The following is an 18652-nucleotide window of genomic DNA, read 5'->3' as shown; positions in this document are numbered from 1 at the left end:
ACATAGTTCTATCAAGAAACGTGTCCGCCAAAGTTCTGTTCGATAATCCGGTTACCCGAACCATCAGCAGACAATGCCGCCCACGTTTCTCTTTCTTCTGTATAAAATTGTCAAAGAACAGACAGTCGCAAAACCGTCGAAAACTTACCCGCTTAACTCCGCGACCCAATCTCAGTCATCAGAACCTTTCGGCCCAAACTCTCAATCTCGTCTCGCTCCGTCGCTGCGGTGCCGGGTATCTAATCCACAGTGCAAACCGTGTCAACCCATTTTTTTCAAGAAATTCACAGCCTTATCAACCGTTCCTTCCTCAATACATCAACAAAGCTTTCACCCCGCCAACGCCGCCAAACCAAACAATCAAAACCTAAATCTTAATCGCTTAACTCAACTCCAAGGACGAAGCATTCTGTCGCTTGCGACGATCGCCGCCCTCGGTGAGCGCCATATAGACCCCACACAACAAAACTGTCAACGTTCATTCATAAAAAAATACAAAGTTTCTTTCCACAGACAAAACCAGGCAACTTTACCAAACATTAAGCAACCAAACCAGCATGATTCCAAACCAAAAACACAAAGGGCGCTCAATGCGCCCTCACCCAACTCAATCTCTCTATATATAATAGCACTCAGCGCCGCGGCGGGCTGAACCAGCCCATCCGCTCCGCAACATTATCCGCCAATGCACGCACCCGTGCGCCCATCGTCTCAACAATCTCCGGCCGAGCCTCAACCGCCATCATCGATAACGCAATCCCAGCCGATGGATGATTGGGTCGATCACAAATCGATGCCCCAATACAAAACATACCCTCTCGCAGCTGACCATCATCAACCGAATAGCCCCTCTTCTTTACGTCCGCTATTTCGACTTCGAGCTGCTTCAAAGATTGAACACTCGAAGGCGTAATAGGCGTCGGCCAATCGGAAGGGAGGTGGCGAGCAAGCTCCTGCTCAGACATTGCCGCCAACATCGCCTTACCCGTCGCAGTAAAGACAGCCGGTACACGCATACCAATACGGAACGTGATACCAAGCGGTGCAGAAGAGTTGCGGCAGGACAGATAGATGACTTCTGGGCCTTCAAGGTGGGAAAGCGTCAATGTATATGCACCAAGCTCTTCCGCTTCTGCCACCGCTTCATGAAACGCATCCACAATATCGCTGCTTGCCAGAAAGACATTGGCCCAGCGAACCGACTGCGCGCCCATTGTAAAGCTTCCATCGCTATTGAGCTTCAATAACTTCAAATGCGTAAGAGTCTGGCAAAGACCGTGAACACTGCTTTTGGGCAGGCTGGTCTGGCGAACGAGATCGGAAAGTTTGATGCCTTCGCGGCTCTCGGCAACACAATCAAGAATTTGCGCTGCCCTGACCACAGCCGGAACCAGTTTCAAGGAACTTTCTTCATCGAGTACGGTTTTGTCCATATGCCCTCTTTGACCAATCGACAGGCGAATTGACTTTAGCGCTGCCGGCTGATTTATTCAGTATATCGTATGTCGTTCAATATAATGAACGACCGTCTGACGCAACATCGGGATGGAATATCAGATATGCTCGCTTTAAAAGACCCCTCACTGCTTAAATCGCAATGCCTTGTGGATGGAAACTGGATCGACGCAGCAGACGGCAAGACCATTGACGTAACCAACCCGGCAGATGGTTCTGTCATTGGCACCGTTCCTTCCCTCTCTGTCGATACTATTAAAAAGGCAATCAACGCTTCGAACAAGGCACTTCCGGCATGGGCTGCGAAGACCGCCAAAGAACGCGCTGGAATCCTGCGCAAATGGTTTGATCTGATTGTCGCCAGTGCAGACGACATTGCCCTTATCATGACATCGGAACAGGGCAAACCACTCGCCGAGGCGCGTGGTGAAGTTCTTTATGCTGCATCTTTCATTGAATGGTTCGCAGAAGAAGCCAAACGCGTCTATGGCGACACAATTCCGGCAACACAGCCCGGCCAGCGCTTGACCGTCATCCGTCAGCCAGTCGGTGTGACCGCTGCAATCACGCCATGGAACTTCCCGGCGGCAATGATTACGCGAAAGGCAGCGCCCGCACTGGCTGCTGGCTGCACGATGATCGTCCGCCCGGCTGATCTCACCCCGCTAACCGCGCTTGCGCTTGGTGTTCTGGCTGAAAAGGCTGGCATTCCTGCAGGCGTTCTGCAGATCGTGACCGGCAAGGCCCGCGAAATCGGCGCCGAACTCACCAGCAATGACATTGTCCGCAAGCTTTCCTTCACCGGCTCGACCGAAGTTGGCCGCCTGCTGATGGCGCAGTGCGCCCCAACCATCAAGCGCATCTCACTTGAGCTTGGCGGCAATGCACCCTTCATCGTGTTCGACGATGCAGACATCGACGCTGCTGTGGACGGCGCGATGCTTTCCAAATATCGCAATGCCGGTCAGACCTGTGTTTGCGCCAACCGCATCTATGTTCAGCGCGGCGTTTACGACAAGTTTGCTGAAAAGCTGGCAGCGAAAGTGAAAGAACTCAAAGTCGGCAACGGCACCGAGCCGGGCGTCGTCATCGGCCCGATGATCGAAGAAAAAGCCATCACCAAGGTCAAAGCGCATATTGAAGATGCGGTTTCGAAAGGTGCAAAGCTCATCTCAGGCGGCAAGGAACTGGGTGGCCTGTTCTTTGAACCGGGCATTCTGACCGGCGTCACCTCAGATATGCTTGTTGCCAAGGAAGAAACCTTCGGTCCGCTTGCACCACTCTTTGCTTTCGACACAGAAGAAGAAGTGATCGCTGCTGCCAACGACACGATCTTCGGTCTAGCTGCTTACTTCTATACCGAGAACTTCAGCCGTGCGATCCGCGTCAGCGAAGGACTGGAATATGGCATGGTCGGACACAATACCGGCCTGATCTCCAACGAAGTCGCACCATTCGGCGGCGTGAAGCAGTCGGGCCTCGGTCGCGAAGGCTCGAAATATGGCATCGAGGAATATCTCGAAACCAAGTACATCTGCAGCGCCTACAAGCGATAAAACGAACTTCATCGACATTAAAAGGTGGCGCGCATTGTTCGTGCCACCTTTTTTATTTATAGAGAGTGCAAATAATCCCCGAATGTTTGCACCTATAAAAATCCGGAAAACTTCATGCTGCGCCGACTCTATGACTGGACGATCTCGCTTGCCGCCCGAAAGTCTGCCGAATATTGGCTCGCTTTCATCGCTTTTGTAGAAAGCTCAGTGTTTCTGGTGCCAGCCGATGTGCTCTTTCTTCCAATGGCGCTCGCGCGGCCTGAACGCGCCTATCGCTATGCGCTTGTAGCGACGATCTTTTCCGTTCTCGGCGGCATAGCGGGCTGGTATCTCGGCTATCATGCTTATGAACAAGTCGCCAAACCTGTGCTTGAAATGTATGGCAAGCTCGACACGTTTGAGCAAATGCGCGGAACGACCAGCGCCGACATGATTTTGCTGATGCTCATCACATCCGGCCTATCGCATTTGCCGCCAATCAAGGTTGTCACAATTCTGTCCGGTGCGGCGGGCATCAATATCTGGCTGTTTATTGCATCAGCAATCATCGCTCGCGGTGCACGCTTCTTCTTCCTTGCATGGCTGTTGAAGCGTTATGGTGAACCGATCCGCCACTTTATTGAAAAGCGCCTCGGCCTGCTGGCTGGTCTGGTCGCCGTCGTGCTAATTGCACTGTTCTTAGCGGTTAAATATCTTCACTTTTGATTTTGCCTCAAGTCAGTCAAATTTAATTGCTTGGAAGCAAAGCAGTATTTTTGATTACTAGAGCGCATCCCGAAAAGTGGGAACCGGTTTTCGGAACAAGATGCGCGAAAAAATAGACAGAGCCAGTGTGGCGCAGGAAATTTCAAATGGCATTTGCACTTAACAAACCGGTCGGCAAAACGCAGGCTTGGACCGCAGGCATCATGACGCTGGGCCTTGCCGCAACTGTTGGAACGGCTTTAGGCTTTGAGCATCTGGCTGGTTTCATGCCGTGCAAACTCTGCCTTGAAGAGCGCACACCTTATTATATCGGCGTCCCGGTTCTTGCAGCAGCCTTTATTTCCTATGTCTTGAAACTGCCGCCGGTGCTGATACGCGGTCTTATTCTGATCGGCGCGCTGCTGATGACCTTTGGTTTAGCGCTTGCCATCTATCACACCGGCGTCGAACTCAAATACTGGCCAGGACCGGCCGATTGCAGTGCGGCCACCATGAAGGTCACACTCGATGCAGGCAATCTGCTTGGCGATCTCAACGCGACCCGCCCGCCTGCATGTGACAGCGCGCCGGGCTTCTTCCTCGGCCTGTCATTTGCCGGATGGAACGTCGTCGCAAGCCTGCTCTTTGCAGCGATTGGCTACTACGGCGCTTTTGCAAAAGGTGGGAAGTAAGAGCGAATTCTGAGGAAGTTTTTCTTTCTTCGCAAGAGCTCAAGTATCTTGATCAAAAAACGGCAGGCCGTGGCGAAAATGGTGATTTTCGAGTACCGAAGCGGAGTGTACTTTTGGGTACATGAGCATCGGAACGCAGACAAATTGCCATTTGCAGACCGGCATGGCGACTTTTGGAACAGATACTAAGGCTCCAATTCGACATCCCAGTAAAGAAAGTCGAGCCAGCTGTCGTGGAGATGGTTGGGTGGGAAAAGACGCCCATTGTTATGCAGATCCTGCACAGTGGGCTGGACCGGCCTCTGGCGCGGCCACATATGCGCGCTTGCCGGCATCAAGCCGCCTTTGCGCAGATTGCATGGGGAACATGCGGCGACCACATTTTCCCACGTCGTCTCGCCGCCATGGCAACGCGGGGTGACGTGATCAAACGTCAGATCATGCGGTGAGCCGCAATACTGACATTCAAAACGATCACGCAGAAAAAGATTGAAGCGCGTAAACGCCGGATAGCGCGGCGGCTTCACATAATCCTTCAGACAGATCACGCTTGGCAAACGCATGGAAAACGATGGCGAGGATACGACCTGATCGTATTCCGCCACGATATGCACGCGTTCAAGAAAGACCGCCTTGATCGCATCCTGCCAGGACCAGAGCGATAAAGGATAGTAGCTGAGCGGCCGATAATCCGCATTGAGAACCAGAGCAGGCAAACCACTGCTCGAAACGGTTCGGGGAGAGACGGCTACATTCAAGGGCGCACCTCCTTCAGAGCAACTCCGAAAGGAAAAGTGCGAATGGCTTTCCGTACGGAATTGCGCTCTTCATCGAAGCGCCGCGCGTCCATTCTGGGCGCAACCTACAACGCTCCAACCTTGTAATAGCATTCCCAGCAAAAGTGCTAAGCGGTTTTGCGTAGGATAATGCGTAGAAACAGATGGTTACAGCGGGGCCACCGCTGTAAGGCGGCAGTGCGATAGGCAAGATACCAAGTTTCTGCGAATCGAAATGCCGTCATTCACCTGATGCAAATAATGTAATCCCGACGTGACAGCATTGTGAAGCAGAAACGCATTTATGTCCCCGGAAACACGCAACTTTTACAGAAGCGGCGCAGCCTCCCGTCCCTTGATCGCAGCGTAATATGCCCAGAACAAACGTGCTGCCACACCGCGCCATGGCGCCCAGTCTTCCGCAAGCAAGCGAAGCGCCTTTGTATCCGGTCTCGTTTCATGCGCAAAAGCGTGACCGACAGCCGTTTGCAACGCCACATCGCCAGCCGGAAACACGTCGGGATGACCAGCGGCAAACAGCAGATAGACTTCAGCCGTCCATGGACCGATGCCCTTGATAGCGGTCAGCGCCTTGATCGCTTCTTCGGCAGGCAGATCGCACAGCCCATGCAGATCGATTGCTTCTTCTGCCAAAGCTTCACTCAAAGCAAAAAGCGTTCTCTGTTTTGGTCGCGAAAGCCCGGCAAAACGCCATGCCTCTTCCCCGCCTGCAATATAAGCTTGCGGTGTCATCGGATCGATCACTTGCTTGAACCGCGCCCATATTGCTGCCGCGCTTGCAGTTGAAACCTGTTGCGCAACGATAATCGAGGCAAGACTTTCAAAGCCCGGCTGAGACCTGCGAAGCGGAACAGCGTGGGACCGACTGCGGATATCAAGCAACCGTGCGTCGGCTAATCCCAGTGCTTCAAGCCCGGCTTCAATATCATCCAATGTATCGATCCGCCGCATCGCCTGGCCTTTCATTTCAGTTAGAGCGCCGCGCGTCCTTTCGGACGCACAAAGGACCCTCTAAACTATCGAATCTACGCATCGTGCTTTCCGAAAATCGATTCCGATTTTCGGGCCGATGCTGTAACTGCAAAGTACCAATGCAATCAGATGACAATCAACTGACATGATCATGACCCAGCCCGTATATCGCTTCGCTCCAAGCCCCAATGGTCAATTGCATCTTGGCCACGCCTATTCCGCACTTCTCAATGCACAAATGGCACGGACAAGCGAAGGGCGCTTTCTGCTTCGCATGGAAGACATCGACACCGCCCGCTGCACACTAGCGCTTGAACAGGGCATCTACGATGATCTCCACTGGCTCGGGCTTGAATGGGAACAGCCGGTACGCCGCCAGTCAGAGCATTTCGGCGAATATCGCAATGCACTGACCAAGCTTGCCGACAAGGGGCTCGTCTATCCCGCCTTTCTGAGCCGTACCGAGGTACGGGAGATCATCGGCGAAGCCCATGCCAAAGGCCAGGAATGGCCCGCCGACCCTGACGGCACACCGCTTTATCCGCAGGGCGAACGAAACTTGAGCGAAAAGGAACAGATGGAACGCATCGTCTCCGGTGCCCCCTATGCATGGCGGCTCAATATGGAGAAAGCGCTTGAGATGGCTGGCGAAACACTGTTCTGGAACGAAATCGGCACCCAAATCAGCATTGGGCCTATTAAGGCAAATCCTGCGCAATGGGGCGACGTGGTGATCGCCCGCAAAGACACCCCCACCAGCTATCATCTTTCTGTCGTGGTGGATGATGCGCTGCAAGGCATCACGCATATTGTCCGCGGACGCGATCTGTTTCATGCAACATCCGTGCATCGACTTCTGCAAAAGCTTCTGGGCCTGCCGGAACCGCTTTATCATCATCATGATCTGGTGCTGGGCGACGATGGTTTGAAACTATCCAAAAGCCGCAAGGATACGGCACTCAACAGCTTGCGCGAACAGGGCTTTACGCCTGACGATATCCGCGCAAGACTGTCACTGTAAAAACTATTTTCGCCGCAGCGTCACAGATGATGTGCCCGCACGCTGATTGACGAAAGCGCGCTAAAGCGGTTCAAAGACAGCATGATAGCTGGCACTGAAGAGTGCTGGCGGTGATTTTGTTTATTTTGAAGGAGGCAGAGCCATGGTTTCTCAGAAAGCCGGTAACTACGTTGAGATAGAAGGCTTGCGCGTTGCCCCTGAACTGGTGGAGTTTCTCGCCAAGGAAGCCGCACCCGGCACTGGCGTTGAACCAGACGCCTTCTGGAAGGGCTTCGCCGCCATCATCCGCGATCTCGCACCGAAGAATCGCGCCCTCCTCAAGAAGCGCGACGACCTGCAGGCCAAGATCGATGCCTGGTACAAGGACAATCGCGACAAAGGCTATTCGCAGGCTGACTATCAGCAATTCCTGAAAGATATCGGCTATCTCCTGCCCGAAGGCGGAGAGTTCAAGGTCTCGACCGCCAATGTCGATCCGGAAATCATGCATATTGCAGGACCGCAGCTTGTCGTTCCGGTCATGAATGCCCGCTATGCGCTCAATGCCGCCAATGCACGCTGGGGTTCGCTCTATGACGCGCTTTACGGCACCGATGCTATCTCTGAAGATGACGGCGCGGAAAAAGGCAAAGGCTACAACCCGAAGCGCGGCGAAAAAGTCATCGCATGGGCCAAGAATTTCCTCGACGAAAGTGCACCGCTCAATGCGGGCAAGTGGGCCGACGTCACCGGCTTTTCCGTCACGGACGGCAAACTCGCTGTAACGCTTGCCGACGGTTCGAGCACCGCCTTGAAGGACGGCAGCCAGTTCAAGGGATATAATGGCGATGCGGCGGCACCGACCAATGTGCTGCTGGCCAAGAACAACATGCATGTTGATATCGTAATCAATGCCGACAGCCCGATCGGCAAGACCGACCCGGCGCATATCGCAGACATGGTTCTGGAATCGGCCGTCAGTACGATCCAGGATTGCGAAGATTCGATTGCAGCAGTGGATGCAGAAGACAAGGTTGCCGTCTACCGCAACTGGCTCGGCCTGATGAATGGCAAGCTCGAAGACACCTTCGAGAAGGGCGGCAAGCAGATGACGCGCCGCCTTAATGGCGACCGCAGCTATAAGGCTGCCGATGGCTCGGAACTCAGCCTCAAGGGCCGTTCGCTGATGCTGGTGCGCAATGTCGGCCACCTCATGACCAATCCGGCGATCATTGATGCCGAAGGTCACGAAGTGCCGGAAGGCATCATGGATGCCGCCTTCACCAGCCTGATCGCACTGCATGATATTGGCACGAATGGTCGCCACATGAATTCGCGCGAAGGCTCGGTCTACATCGTCAAGCCAAAGATGCACGGGCCGGAAGAAGTGGCATTCGCCAATGAAATCTTCACCCGCACCGAACAGCTGCTTGGCATGAAGCCCAACACGCTGAAAATCGGCATCATGGATGAGGAACGCCGCACCACGGTTAACCTCAAGGAAGCGATCCGCGCTGCCAAGGAACGCGTCGTCTTCATCAATACCGGCTTCCTTGATCGCACCGGCGACGAAATCCATACCTCGATGGAAGCTGGCCCGATGATCCGCAAGGGCGACATGAAGCAGGCTGCCTGGATCGGCGCTTATGAGCAGTGGAATGTCGATATCGGTCTTGAGTGCGGCCTTTCCGGCCATGCGCAGATCGGTAAGGGCATGTGGGCCATGCCGGACCTGATGGCTGCGATGCTGGAACAGAAAATCGCCCATCCGAAGGCTGGTGCGAACACCGCCTGGGTGCCATCGCCAACCGCTGCAACGCTGCACGCAACTCATTATCATCAGATTGATGTTGCAAGCGTTCAGGAAAAGCTGAAGAGCCGCCCGCGCGCCAAACTCGACGATATTCTGTCGGTGCCGGTCGCCCCTCGTCCAAACTGGACGCCGGAAGACATCCAGCACGAAATCGACAACAACGCACAGGGCATCCTCGGCTATGTCGTGCGCTGGGTTGATCAGGGCGTTGGCTGCTCGAAAGTGCCGGACATCAACAATGTCGGCCTGATGGAAGATCGTGCAACGCTGCGCATCTCGGCACAGCACATCGCCAACTGGCTCTATCATGGCGTGGTTTCGGAAGCGCAAGTCATGGAAACGCTTAAGCGCATGGCAGCCGTTGTGGACAAGCAGAATGAAGGCGATCCGCTGTATCGCCCGATGGCCGCAAACTTCGACAAGTCGATTGCTTTTCAGGCCGCTTGCGATCTGGTTTTCAAGGGCCGCGAACAGCCGAATGGTTACACCGAGCCAGTCCTGCATCGCCGCCGGTTAGAGCTAAAAGCTCAGGGTTAATCAGAATTATTCAGACAGAAAGAATGCGGCGGGAGAAATCCCGCCGTTTCTGTTTTCGAAATCGCTTGACTCCATTATAATAGATATTAATTCTAAGATAATGGAAAACATGAATGAGCATCTCGACAACGCCATTGGCGAAAATCTGCGCCGCCTGCGCCTTGCGCAGGGTATGACGCTGGATGCGCTTGGTGACGCGTCAGGTGTCAGCCGCGCCATGATCTCGCGGATCGAGCGTGGCGAAACCAGCCCGACCGCACAGCTTCTGGCGCGCATTTGTGCAGCGCTCGGCACATCGCTCTCAGCCTTCTTTGCCGATGCGGAAGCCCCAACCTCTCCATTGCTCACGCATGATCGCCAACCAGTCTGGCGTGATCCAGATACGGGCTATATCCGGCGATCTGTTTCACCACCGGCAACCGGGTCGAATATCGACATGATCGAGGTCGAATTTCCCGCAGGCGCCAGAGTGGCCTTCGCACCACAGGCGGCCAATGCAGGCATCACACAGCATTTGTGGCTCCTGAATGGGCAGATGGAAATCACCGTTGGAGCAACTGCCTATCAGCTCCATACCGGCGACTGTCTTTACATGCCGCTTGCTGAAGGCATTACCTTTCATAATCCCGGCACCTCGACCGCCCGTTATACAATCGTACTCGAACGTCGCAGCAGTCTCTGAAAGTACAATATGATTCGTGTCCTTAACTACGAAGACGCTGGCTCCTCGCTTCTCCCACTGGCAGAAATCCTGACCGATTGCGTTAATGATGGCGCGTCAGTTGGTTTCATGGCGCCATGTGAATGGCAGGGCTTCATCCCTTACTGGAACCGCGTCTTTAATGAAGTAGAGCGAGGCGACACGGCCCTTCTGGTTGCCGAACATAAAGGCGAAATCGTCGGTACGGTTCAGCTTGGTCTTGCTCAAATGCCCAATCAGCCGCATCGTGCCGATCTTAAAAAACTGCTGATCCATCGCAAGGCGCGCGGCCTTGGTCTTGCACGCAAGCTGATGGAAGCCGTTGAAGAAGAAGCACGTAACCGACGCAAGACACTTCTCTGCCTGGACACCGCAACCGGCAGTCCGGCGGAAGCAATTTACACCCATCTCGGCTGGGAGCGGGTAGGTGTTATCCCGAATTATGCGCTTTATCCTGACGGCAGCCCCTGCGCGACCACACTTTTCTATAAAGGCCTCTGAAATGACCCTCACCATTCGCTTTGCCAACGAAGCTGACCTCCCTGCTCTGCTTGCGATCTATAATGATGCAGTCGAGAACACGCTCGCCATCTGGAACGAAACGCTCGTCGATCTGGAAAACCGTCGCGAATGGCTCAAAGCCCGCAACCGTGACGGCTTTCCGGTTCTGGTGGCCGAACGTGAGGAACAGGTCGTCGGCTATGCGAGTTATGGCCCTTTCCGTCCGTTTGAAGGTTTCCGCCACTCATCGGAACTCTCTGTTTATGTGGCCAGCAATGCGCGCGGCGGCGGTATCGGACGCGCACTTCTGGCAGAGCTTGTGGAAGAAGCACGCGAGCGTAAAGTCCATGTGCTGGTCGCGGGTATTGAAGCAGGCAATGCCGCATCCATCGCATTGCACAAATCGCAGGGTTTTTCAGATTGCGGCACGCTGAAACAGGTCGGCCAGAAATTCGGACGCTGGCTTGATCTGACCTTCATGCAAAAGATACTCTAATCAGCACCGTGCAATAGAAAGCGCAGCGGGCCATTGCCCTGCTGCGCTTTTTTTGTTTATACAGGCGTATTCGCAAGGACCCGGTGAAAGCCCGGGTGGCTCTTCTGGCCGCCTATCCGCCAGACAACGCAACAACATCCCCCATTTTTACAATCGGCCATGTTGAATCGGACGGCTCTCAACGCCCGTCTTCTATTTGCGGAAAATTCAATGACACGTCTTGCTGCCTACCGCCGCGAGTGGTTCTCCAATATTCGCGGTGATATTCTTTCCGGTATCGTCGTAGCACTTGCCCTCATCCCGGAAGCCATCGGCTTTTCGGTCATCGCTGGCGTCGACCCCAAGGTCGGCCTCTTCGCCTCTTTCGCCATTGCCTGCGTTTCCGCCTTCACTGGTGGACGTCCTGGCATGATCTCTGCTGCAACCGCTGCAACTGCTGTGGTGATGGTCTCGCTCGTCAAGGAACACGGGTTGCAATATCTCTTTGCAGCCACGATCCTGATGGGCATTCTGCAAATCTTTGCAGGCTTCCTCAAACTCGGGCGCCTGATGCGTTTTGTATCGCGCTCGGTCATCACCGGCTTCGTCAATGCGCTTGCTATCCTCATTTTCATGGCGCAGCTGCCTGAACTCATTCATGTTCCGGTTGAGACCTACTGGATGATCGCAGGCGGTCTCGCCATCATCTATCTCTTCCCGCGCTTAACCAAAGCCATCCCATCGCCGCTCGTTGCCATTGCCGTCCTCACCACGCTTGCATGGACAAGCGGCATGGATCTGCGAACCGTTGGCGATCTCGGCGAGTTGCCATCAGCATTGCCGATCTTCGCGCTTCCACAAGTACCGCTGACGCTGGAAACGCTGCAGATCATCCTGCCTTATTCGATCACGCTGGCAGCTGTCGGCCTGCTTGAATCGCTGATGACGGCCCAGATTGTCGATGACATGACGGATACCAACAGCAACAAAAACCAGGAATGTATTGGTCAGGGCACCAGCAATATCGCATCCGCCATGATTGGCGGCATGGGTGGTTGCGCCATGATCGGACAGTCGGTGATCAATGTGTCGTCTGGCGGTCGCGGCAGGCTTTCAACCTTTGTGGCTGGCTCTTTCCTGCTATTTCTCATTCTCGTTCTCGACGATCTGGTGCGGATTATTCCGATGGCCGCACTGGTGGCCGTGATGATCATGGTCTCTATCGGCACCTTCTCATGGCGCTCGATCCTCGATCTGCGCCGCAACCCGCCATCCTCCTCCATTGTCATGCTGGCAACCGTCATAACGGTGGTTTCAACGCATGATCTTGCCAAGGGTGTTCTGGTCGGCGTGCTGCTTTCCGGCGTGTTCTTCGCAGGAAAAGTCGCAAAGATGTTCCGTGTGAGCGAAACAACGAGCGAGGATGGCACCGAGCGCACCTATACCGTTCAGGGCCAGATATTCTTTGCCTCGGCACAAAACTTCATTGCAGCTTTCGATTTTTCATCACCTGCAAAAAGGGTAACGATCGATGTCAGCCATGCCCATCTGTGGGACATCACCTCGGTCGGTGCGCTCGACAAGGTGGTGCTGAAATATCGTGCCAGCGGTACGGATGTTTCGGTGATCGGCTTTAATGAAGCAAGTAGCGATATGATCGACCGCTTCGCTGTCCATGATAAGGAAATCGGTGCCGCAAAACTGGCGGTACACTAGAGCATGTCTCCCAAAAGTGGGAACCGGTTTTGGGACAAAGACATGCTTAAAAACAAAGAAAAAGGGCCGCTTTCGCGGCCCTTTTTTTTATCAGTTCGGCTGTGGAACGGCAGTCCCGGTCGAAAGCTCTGTCAGACCGATATCACCTTCAACCTGATCACTGCGGGCCATCAGGTAGAGGCCAAGCACAGAGGTCAGAACCGCGATGAACACCAGATACCAGGCGTGTGCCATCGGGTTAACCGCCAGAAGCGAGGTTACGATCACCGGCGTCAGTCCGCCAAAAACCGCATAGGAAATATTGTAAGAAAACGACAGGCCAGAGAAACGAACAGGTGCCGGGAATGCGCGCACCATCACATAAGGGACCGCGCCAACCATGCCCACCGAAAGCCCCATCACCGCATAAAGCGCGAACAGAACAGGCAGGGAAACCGCCGCATAGGTGTAGAACACGAAAGTTGCAACACCGAAGAAAATGCCTGCAACCGCAAAGAAGCGGCCGCTGCCAATGCGATCAACAATCGCGCCGGCACTCACCGTTCCAAACATCAGAAACAGCGTGCCGAAGCTTGTGGCGGCAAGCGACTGCAAAGGCGTGTAACCATAAAGCTTCTGCAGGAAGGTCGCAGTCATCAATGTGGTGACGACGATGCCAGCCGACAGAATCCATGTCAGCAGCACGGAAATGATAACGCCATGCATGTGGTTGCGCAGAACAGTGCCGAGCGGCAGCTTATCCTTGAGAAGATGGCTGTTCTTCATCTCGGTGAAGATCGGCGTTTCAGCCAACCAGCGGCGCAGGTAAACGGCGAACAGGCCGAAAATACCGCCGATAAAGAACGGAATGCGCCATGCGTAACCGGCAAGCTCTTCCGGCGTGAAAATCCAGTTGATGGCGGTCGCGATCAGCGAGCCGATCATGATGCCGAGCGTCAGACCCGAGCACAGGAAACCACACGCCATGCCAACACGATTGGCGGGAACATGCTCCGCCACAAAGGTCCATGCGCCGGGGACTTCACCACCGATGGCAGCGCCCTGCAACATGCGGAAGATAATCAGCAAGATCGGCGCGCCAACACCAAGCGTTGCATAGGTTGGCAGGCAGGCCATGGCCAATGTCGAGATCGACATCAGAAACACCGAGAATGCGAAGACGCGCTTGCGGCCAAACTTGTCGCCAAAATGCGCCAGCACGATGCCGCCGACCGGGCGCACCAGATAGCCGGCTGCGAAAATGCCAAAAGTCTGGATCAGCACCAGCCAGTCCGGCATATCCGGCGGAAAAAACAGATGTCCGATAACGCTCGCGAAAAATACGAAGATGATGAAATCATAAAACTCCAGCGCGCCGCCCAATGCCGAAAGGCCAAGGGTGCGGAAATCCTGCCGGTTTAGCGGTCGGGGATTGATGCTTGTAGGGGAGTTTGTCGATGCCATCGATTCGTTCTCTTCTGATCGGGTATCCTGATATGAAGCCCTGTTTAAGGGCTTCGGTTTAATGCGCCAATTGTGCCTTCGCTGCAAGGCTTGACTTTAAGCCAGCAAAACTTATTTTAGAACTATTCTAAACTATGGATTTGAGAAATGCTCAGCCGGTTCTTCAATAATGGTCGTCGCCCCTTTGATTCACTCTCCGAACAGGAGATTCTAGCGCTCGCGATTTCGTCCGAGGAAGACGATGCGCGCATCTATCTTGCTTATGCGGATGGGCTGCGCGACGAGTTCCCGCAATCGGCGAAAATCTTCGAGCAGATGGCCGCAGAAGAGCATGAACATCGCGATGCATTGATTGAGCGGCACCGCGCACGCTTTGGCGACCGCATCCCGCTTATTCGTCGCGAGCATGTCAGCGGCTATTACGAGCGCAAGCCGGACTGGCTGGTACGCCCGCTTGGCATCGACAAGGTGCGCGATGCAGCAGCGCAAATGGAAGAGCAGGCCTATCGCTTTTACATTGAGGCCGCGAAACATGTGACAGATGCACAGACCCGCAAGCTTCTGGGCGATCTGGCACAGCAGGAAAAGAAACACGAAGCCAAGGCTGAGTCGCTTGAGAACGAACTGACACCGAATAATGTGCAGGACGACGAGCGTGCGGCCGAACGCAAGCAATTCATCCTGACTTATGTGCAGCCGGGTCTCGCGGGATTGATGGATGGTTCCGTTTCCACCCTCGCACCAATTTTCGCGGCAGCTTTCGCTACGCAGGATACATGGCAGACATTCCTCGTCGGCCTCTCAGCCTCGGTCGGTGCGGGTATTTCGATGGGTTTCACGGAAGCCGTGCATGATGATGGCAAGCTTTCGGGCCGCGGTTCACCGATCAAGCGCGGCATTTCCTGTGGCGTGATGACGACACTGGGCGGCCTTGGCCATACCCTGCCCTATCTCATCAAAGATTTCTGGACCGCAACAAGCATCGCTGCAATCCTGGTTTTCTTCGAGCTCTGGGCCATCGCCTTCATCCAGAACCGTTATATGGAAACGCCGTTCTTCCGCGCAGCCCTTCAGGTAGTCTTCGGCGGCGCGCTTGTTCTGGCAGCAGGCATATTGATTGGTAGCGCTTAAACCCGCACTTCGTCACGAGGCTGAGAAACCGGGCCTTCAAAGACATCAATCGCAATGCGGCCCTGCCGGGAAACGGTGACAAAACTGTTTGCCGGCACAGCCATCCAGTTGGCAGCCTCACCATCAAGCGGCTCGGATACAACACAGATGCCGGATACACTGCCCAGTGTCGCCGTATAAAGCGTCGGCGCAAAGGCATCAGTGGCATAACGGATTGCATAAAGCTGATTGCCATCCGAAAAAGCAGCCGTCAGTCGCAAGAATGGTGGCACCCCGGCGCACACGGCCTCTTCCACAATTGTCCCGACCATGCGCTTCATGGCGAGGACCGGATCAATTTCGAGTCCGAACTCCAGCATCAGCAGAAAGATCAGCTCGGAATCCGTTGCGCCATGCTTCTGAACATAAATCTCATCGCTCAGATGGCTTTCAAGCCTGCGTCGCAACCGGTCAAAATCCCCGATCTGTCCATTATGCATGAAACTCCAGCGCCCCGAGACAAACGGATGGCAGTTGGAACGACTTGTCAGCCCGCCTGTTGAGGCGCGGACATGCGCAAGAAAAAGGCGCGACCGGATTTGCCGTGCAAGGCTGCGTAAATTCTGATCGGACCAGGCGGGCAAAATATCCCGATAAAGCCCCGGCTCGCTTCGGTTGCCATACCAGGCGACGCCGAAGCCATCGCCATTGGTACGCGTTTTCGCTTCATGCGCGTCGTGGCTTTGCGCCACGAGCGAATGACATGGAGACGATATGATGTCTTCCAGATAGGTTTCAGGTCCGAGATAGGCGGCCCAACGACACATTTTCGATCCGGTGTTTACCGGCCCCGGTTATGAGTCCGCTCATAAAGCTGGCGAACGATTGTGCTCGCAGTCTTCTCGAACAAAAATGGCAAAATTGCATGAATGAGTGCGGCGAAGGCTGCACAAAAAAGCTTGAATGAAAAACGACCAGCAAAGGCCATATGCTGAAAATAGGTTTCGTCAACTGACTCTGGATGTTCAGTAAAGAGGCGTGTGATGCGAGTGGTCATTGGAAATACTCCCGTCAATGAGCAATTCGTTCCCTTTTGTCCAGCGCTCTAAAGCGCCTTACTAGAAAATCATTCTAGCAAAAGCAGACGAGATGAAATCTCAATTTATCCTTGATAATTGATATTTTATGAGACAATCATCCCAATATGAAACTCACTTTAGACGAAATTGACCGCAAAATCTTGGATGAATTGCAGATTGACGGCACTCTGTCTGTTGATTCTCTCTCCGAGCGCGTGCACCTGTCCCGCAATGCCTGCTGGCGACGGGTCAAGCGCATGGAAGACGCAGGGATCATCAAGGCGCGTGTCGCTCTGATTGATGCCGAGATGGCTGGTTGCGGCCTATCCGTCTTCATTCTGGTTCGCACATCGAGCCACGACCCCGAATGGCTCGGCAAGTTTCGCAGCGCCATGGCGCGCTTTCCGGAAATTGTCGGCGTCTACCGCATGACCGGCGATCTCGACTATGTGCTCAAAGCGCGCGTTTCCGACGTCAAGGCCTATGACCGCCTCTATCAGCGATTGATTGCCAGTGTCCCCTTATCGGATGTATCAGCGTCTTTCGTCATGGAGGAGATCAAGGAAACGACAGCCGTGCCGCTCGATACGATTTGAGTGCTGCCCGACCGTCACGCAACGGCAAGGACATCCAGATGAGCCGGTTTCACAATAAGCGCATTCTGATCACAGGCGGAACAAGCGGCATGGGCCTGGCGGGTGCCCGCCGGATCATTGCTGAAGGCGGTTATGTTGTTCTGACCGGTATGAACAACGAACGAATTCACTCAGCCCGCCAGACGCTCGGTGAGAAGGCTGAAGTCATTCGCAATGACGCTGCCGATCCTGATGCAGCACACAGTCTCGCTGAAGCGGTGAAAGCCATTGGTCCGCTTGATGGGCTTTGGCTGAATGCAGCCTTTGCTTCGCTGGGAGCGCCTGAAGAAATCACGGCTGCGGATTTCGATGCCATGATGGCAACCAATGTTCGCGGGCCAATGCTCCAACTGGCCAGCCTTTCGCCATATCTCAATCAGGGCAGCTCGGTCGTCGTCACATCGTCCAGCTCAACCTATGAAGGCGCTGCAGCCACCAGTCTTTACGCTGCTACCAAAGGTGCGGTCATTGCCATGACACGCTCCTGGGCGTCCGCGCTCGCACCCCGTGGCATCAGGGCCAACGTCATCGTGCCCGGACCAATAGAAACGAATTTCCGGCATTTCCTGCCCGATGAAGCGCGAAGCGGATTTGAACGTTTTGTCGTCGATCAGGTGCCGCTCGGGCGTGCCGGTACGGCTGATGAAGCGGCAGCCGTGGCTCTTTTCCTGCTTTCTGATGACGCATCCTATGTTACAGGCAGCCAGTATGCTGTGGATGGCGGGCTCATTAAATACTGATCCATCAGCAAAAAGCATGATCCTGTGCTGCACTATCATTGCAAAACTGAAAATAGGCGGTACACCTTTCATGTGTTTTCACGTATGAGCGTCGCCAATTTAACTTCACGTAGGAAAGGCCCCCTCATGACAGCACCAACGCTCGGCATCATTCGCCTTGAACATGCGGAAGGCCTTGAACTCCCCGCTTACGAAACTTCCGGTTCGGCTGGCATGGATCTTCGAGCCGCCGTCGCCGAAGACCGCCAGATCGTACTTCTGCCGGGTCGCCGCACTCTGGTGCCAACCGGTCTCATCTTTGAAATCCCGGAAGGCTATGAAGTGCAGATCCGCCCTCGTTCGGGCTTGGCTTTCAAGAACGGCATCACCTGCCTCAACACGCCGGGCACAATCGATTCTGATTATCGTGGCGAAGTGAAGGTACTGCTCATCAACCTGAGTGACGACGATTTCCGCATCGAACGCGGTATGCGCATTGCACAGGCCGTCTTCGCTCCAGTCGTCCAGCCAAAGATCGAAGAGCGCTCACAGGTCAGCGAAACCGCACGCGGCGCTGGCGGCTTCGGTTCAACCGGCACAGCCTGATTAGGCAATCCAACCATTGTGATAAAAAGCCGGAACCTCGTTCCGGCTTTTTTATATGCACTCTCTAAAGCACCATTTTTAACAGAGCCCAAGCCTATGACCATTAGGCGCATGACAAATAATTAAGATGAATTCCTGAGTTGGTCGGCATAGATATCCGCA

General features: G+C 54.4%; 19 protein-coding genes and 1 other annotated feature. Of the genes, 13 read left to right on the top strand and 6 right to left on the bottom strand.

Annotation, left to right across the window (positions count from 1 at the left end):
* Positions 1-632: 632 nt before the first annotated feature.
* The gene (locus QSJ70_RS20090; protein WP_285539009.1) at positions 633-1433 is read right to left on the bottom strand and encodes an IclR family transcriptional regulator; all 801 of its coding nucleotides are present in this window, start codon (positions 1431-1433) and stop codon (positions 633-635) included.
* 126 nt (positions 1434-1559) lie between these two features.
* Between QSJ70_RS20090 and QSJ70_RS20085 the strand changes: the two genes are divergently transcribed.
* From QSJ70_RS20085 to QSJ70_RS20075, 3 genes are all read left to right on the top strand, one after another.
* On the top strand, positions 1560-3011 hold the full coding sequence (locus QSJ70_RS20085; protein WP_285539007.1) for an NAD-dependent succinate-semialdehyde dehydrogenase: 1452 nt from the start codon (positions 1560-1562) through the stop codon (positions 3009-3011).
* Positions 3012-3125: 114 nt separating this feature from the next.
* Entirely contained in the window at positions 3126-3716 is a 591-nt protein-coding gene (locus tag QSJ70_RS20080; RefSeq protein WP_094505423.1) for a YqaA family protein, read from the top strand.
* Positions 3717-3862: 146 nt separating this feature from the next.
* Positions 3863-4387, top strand: a complete 525-nt coding sequence (locus tag QSJ70_RS20075) for a disulfide bond formation protein B (protein WP_113487137.1) — start codon at positions 3863-3865, stop codon at positions 4385-4387.
* A 185-nt stretch (positions 4388-4572) separates the two neighbouring features.
* Here QSJ70_RS20075 and QSJ70_RS20070 read toward each other — a convergent pair whose 3' ends face one another.
* Both QSJ70_RS20070 and QSJ70_RS20065 read right to left on the bottom strand, forming a co-directional pair.
* Positions 4573-5145: an HNH endonuclease gene (locus QSJ70_RS20070; RefSeq protein ID WP_285538999.1), complete on the bottom strand. Its 573-nt coding sequence runs from the start codon at positions 5143-5145 to the stop codon at positions 4573-4575.
* Positions 5146-5490: 345 nt separating this feature from the next.
* A complete protein-coding gene (locus QSJ70_RS20065) occupies positions 5491-6135 on the bottom strand; it encodes a DNA-3-methyladenine glycosylase family protein (protein WP_079212244.1) in 645 nt (214 codons plus the stop codon).
* 172 nt (positions 6136-6307) lie between these two features.
* Here QSJ70_RS20065 and gluQRS point away from each other — a divergent pair, with 172 nt between their 5' ends.
* The 6 genes from gluQRS to QSJ70_RS20035 all read left to right on the top strand — a co-directional run bounded on the left by gluQRS (position 6308) and on the right by QSJ70_RS20035 (position 12898).
* Positions 6308-7177, top strand: a complete 870-nt coding sequence (gene gluQRS, locus QSJ70_RS20060; protein WP_285538997.1) for a tRNA glutamyl-Q(34) synthetase GluQRS — start codon at positions 6308-6310, stop codon at positions 7175-7177.
* A gap of 142 nt (positions 7178-7319) precedes the next feature.
* A complete protein-coding gene (locus QSJ70_RS20055; RefSeq protein WP_285538995.1) occupies positions 7320-9506 on the top strand; it encodes a malate synthase G in 2187 nt (728 codons plus the stop codon).
* Positions 9507-9615: 109 nt separating this feature from the next.
* Positions 9616-10188, top strand: a complete 573-nt coding sequence (locus tag QSJ70_RS20050; RefSeq protein WP_285538993.1) for a helix-turn-helix domain-containing protein — start codon at positions 9616-9618, stop codon at positions 10186-10188.
* A 9-nt stretch (positions 10189-10197) separates the two neighbouring features.
* Positions 10198-10707: a GNAT family N-acetyltransferase gene (locus QSJ70_RS20045; protein ID WP_113158610.1), complete on the top strand. Its 510-nt coding sequence runs from the start codon at positions 10198-10200 to the stop codon at positions 10705-10707.
* Between the two features lies 1 nt (position 10708).
* Positions 10709-11203, top strand: a complete 495-nt coding sequence (locus QSJ70_RS20040) for a GNAT family N-acetyltransferase (RefSeq protein ID WP_079212248.1) — start codon at positions 10709-10711, stop codon at positions 11201-11203.
* A 73-nt stretch (positions 11204-11276) separates the two neighbouring features.
* Positions 11277-11332 (top strand) — a sequence feature (sul1 is cis-regulatory element that is thought to sense ions involved in sulfur or methionine metabolism; They are found in Alphaproteobacteria).
* An 81-nt stretch (positions 11333-11413) separates the two neighbouring features.
* Complete coding sequence (locus QSJ70_RS20035) at positions 11414-12898, top strand: SulP family inorganic anion transporter (RefSeq protein ID WP_285538990.1); 1485 nt, start codon at positions 11414-11416, stop codon at positions 12896-12898.
* 90 nt (positions 12899-12988) lie between these two features.
* Here QSJ70_RS20035 and QSJ70_RS20030 read toward each other — a convergent pair whose 3' ends face one another.
* Positions 12989-14341 (bottom strand): MFS transporter, encoded by a 1353-nt coding sequence (locus QSJ70_RS20030; protein ID WP_064321023.1) that lies wholly within the window; start codon positions 14339-14341, stop codon positions 12989-12991.
* A 147-nt stretch (positions 14342-14488) separates the two neighbouring features.
* Here QSJ70_RS20030 and mbfA point away from each other — a divergent pair, with 147 nt between their 5' ends.
* On the top strand, positions 14489-15472 hold the full coding sequence (gene mbfA / locus QSJ70_RS20025; protein WP_112807777.1) for an iron exporter MbfA: 984 nt from the start codon (positions 14489-14491) through the stop codon (positions 15470-15472).
* On the opposite strand, the gene QSJ70_RS20020 is transcribed toward mbfA, so the two are convergent.
* Positions 15469-16278 carry a class II glutamine amidotransferase gene (locus tag QSJ70_RS20020; RefSeq protein ID WP_285538985.1) on the bottom strand — a complete coding sequence of 270 codons (810 nt, stop codon included), beginning with the start codon at positions 16276-16278 and terminating at the stop codon, positions 15469-15471. The two genes, mbfA and QSJ70_RS20020, sit on opposite strands and share 4 nt — an antisense overlap.
* A 14-nt stretch (positions 16279-16292) precedes the next feature.
* Positions 16293-16508, bottom strand: a complete 216-nt coding sequence (locus QSJ70_RS20015) for a DUF6356 family protein (RefSeq protein ID WP_064321024.1) — start codon at positions 16506-16508, stop codon at positions 16293-16295.
* A gap of 147 nt (positions 16509-16655) precedes the next feature.
* On the opposite strand from QSJ70_RS20015, the gene QSJ70_RS20010 reads away from it, so the two are divergent.
* The 3 genes from QSJ70_RS20010 to dut all read left to right on the top strand — a co-directional run bounded on the left by QSJ70_RS20010 (position 16656) and on the right by dut (position 18490).
* Positions 16656-17126, top strand: coding sequence for an Lrp/AsnC family transcriptional regulator (locus tag QSJ70_RS20010; RefSeq protein WP_200637463.1), 471 nt, complete (start codon positions 16656-16658; stop codon positions 17124-17126).
* Between the two features lie 38 nt (positions 17127-17164).
* Positions 17165-17905 (top strand): SDR family oxidoreductase, encoded by a 741-nt coding sequence (locus QSJ70_RS20005; RefSeq protein ID WP_285538981.1) that lies wholly within the window; start codon positions 17165-17167, stop codon positions 17903-17905.
* A 126-nt stretch (positions 17906-18031) separates the two neighbouring features.
* Entirely contained in the window at positions 18032-18490 is a 459-nt protein-coding gene (dut, locus tag QSJ70_RS20000) for a dUTP diphosphatase (protein WP_007876514.1), read from the top strand.
* Positions 18491-18652 lie beyond the last annotated feature (162 nt).

Origin of the sequence: Brucella sp. NBRC 12950 (genome assembly GCF_030268145.1) — a bacterium.
Lineage (GTDB): Bacteria > Pseudomonadota > Alphaproteobacteria > Rhizobiales > Rhizobiaceae > Brucella.
The sequence above is the reverse complement of the archived record's forward strand: the minus strand, read 5'-3'. Positions and strand labels throughout refer to the sequence as shown.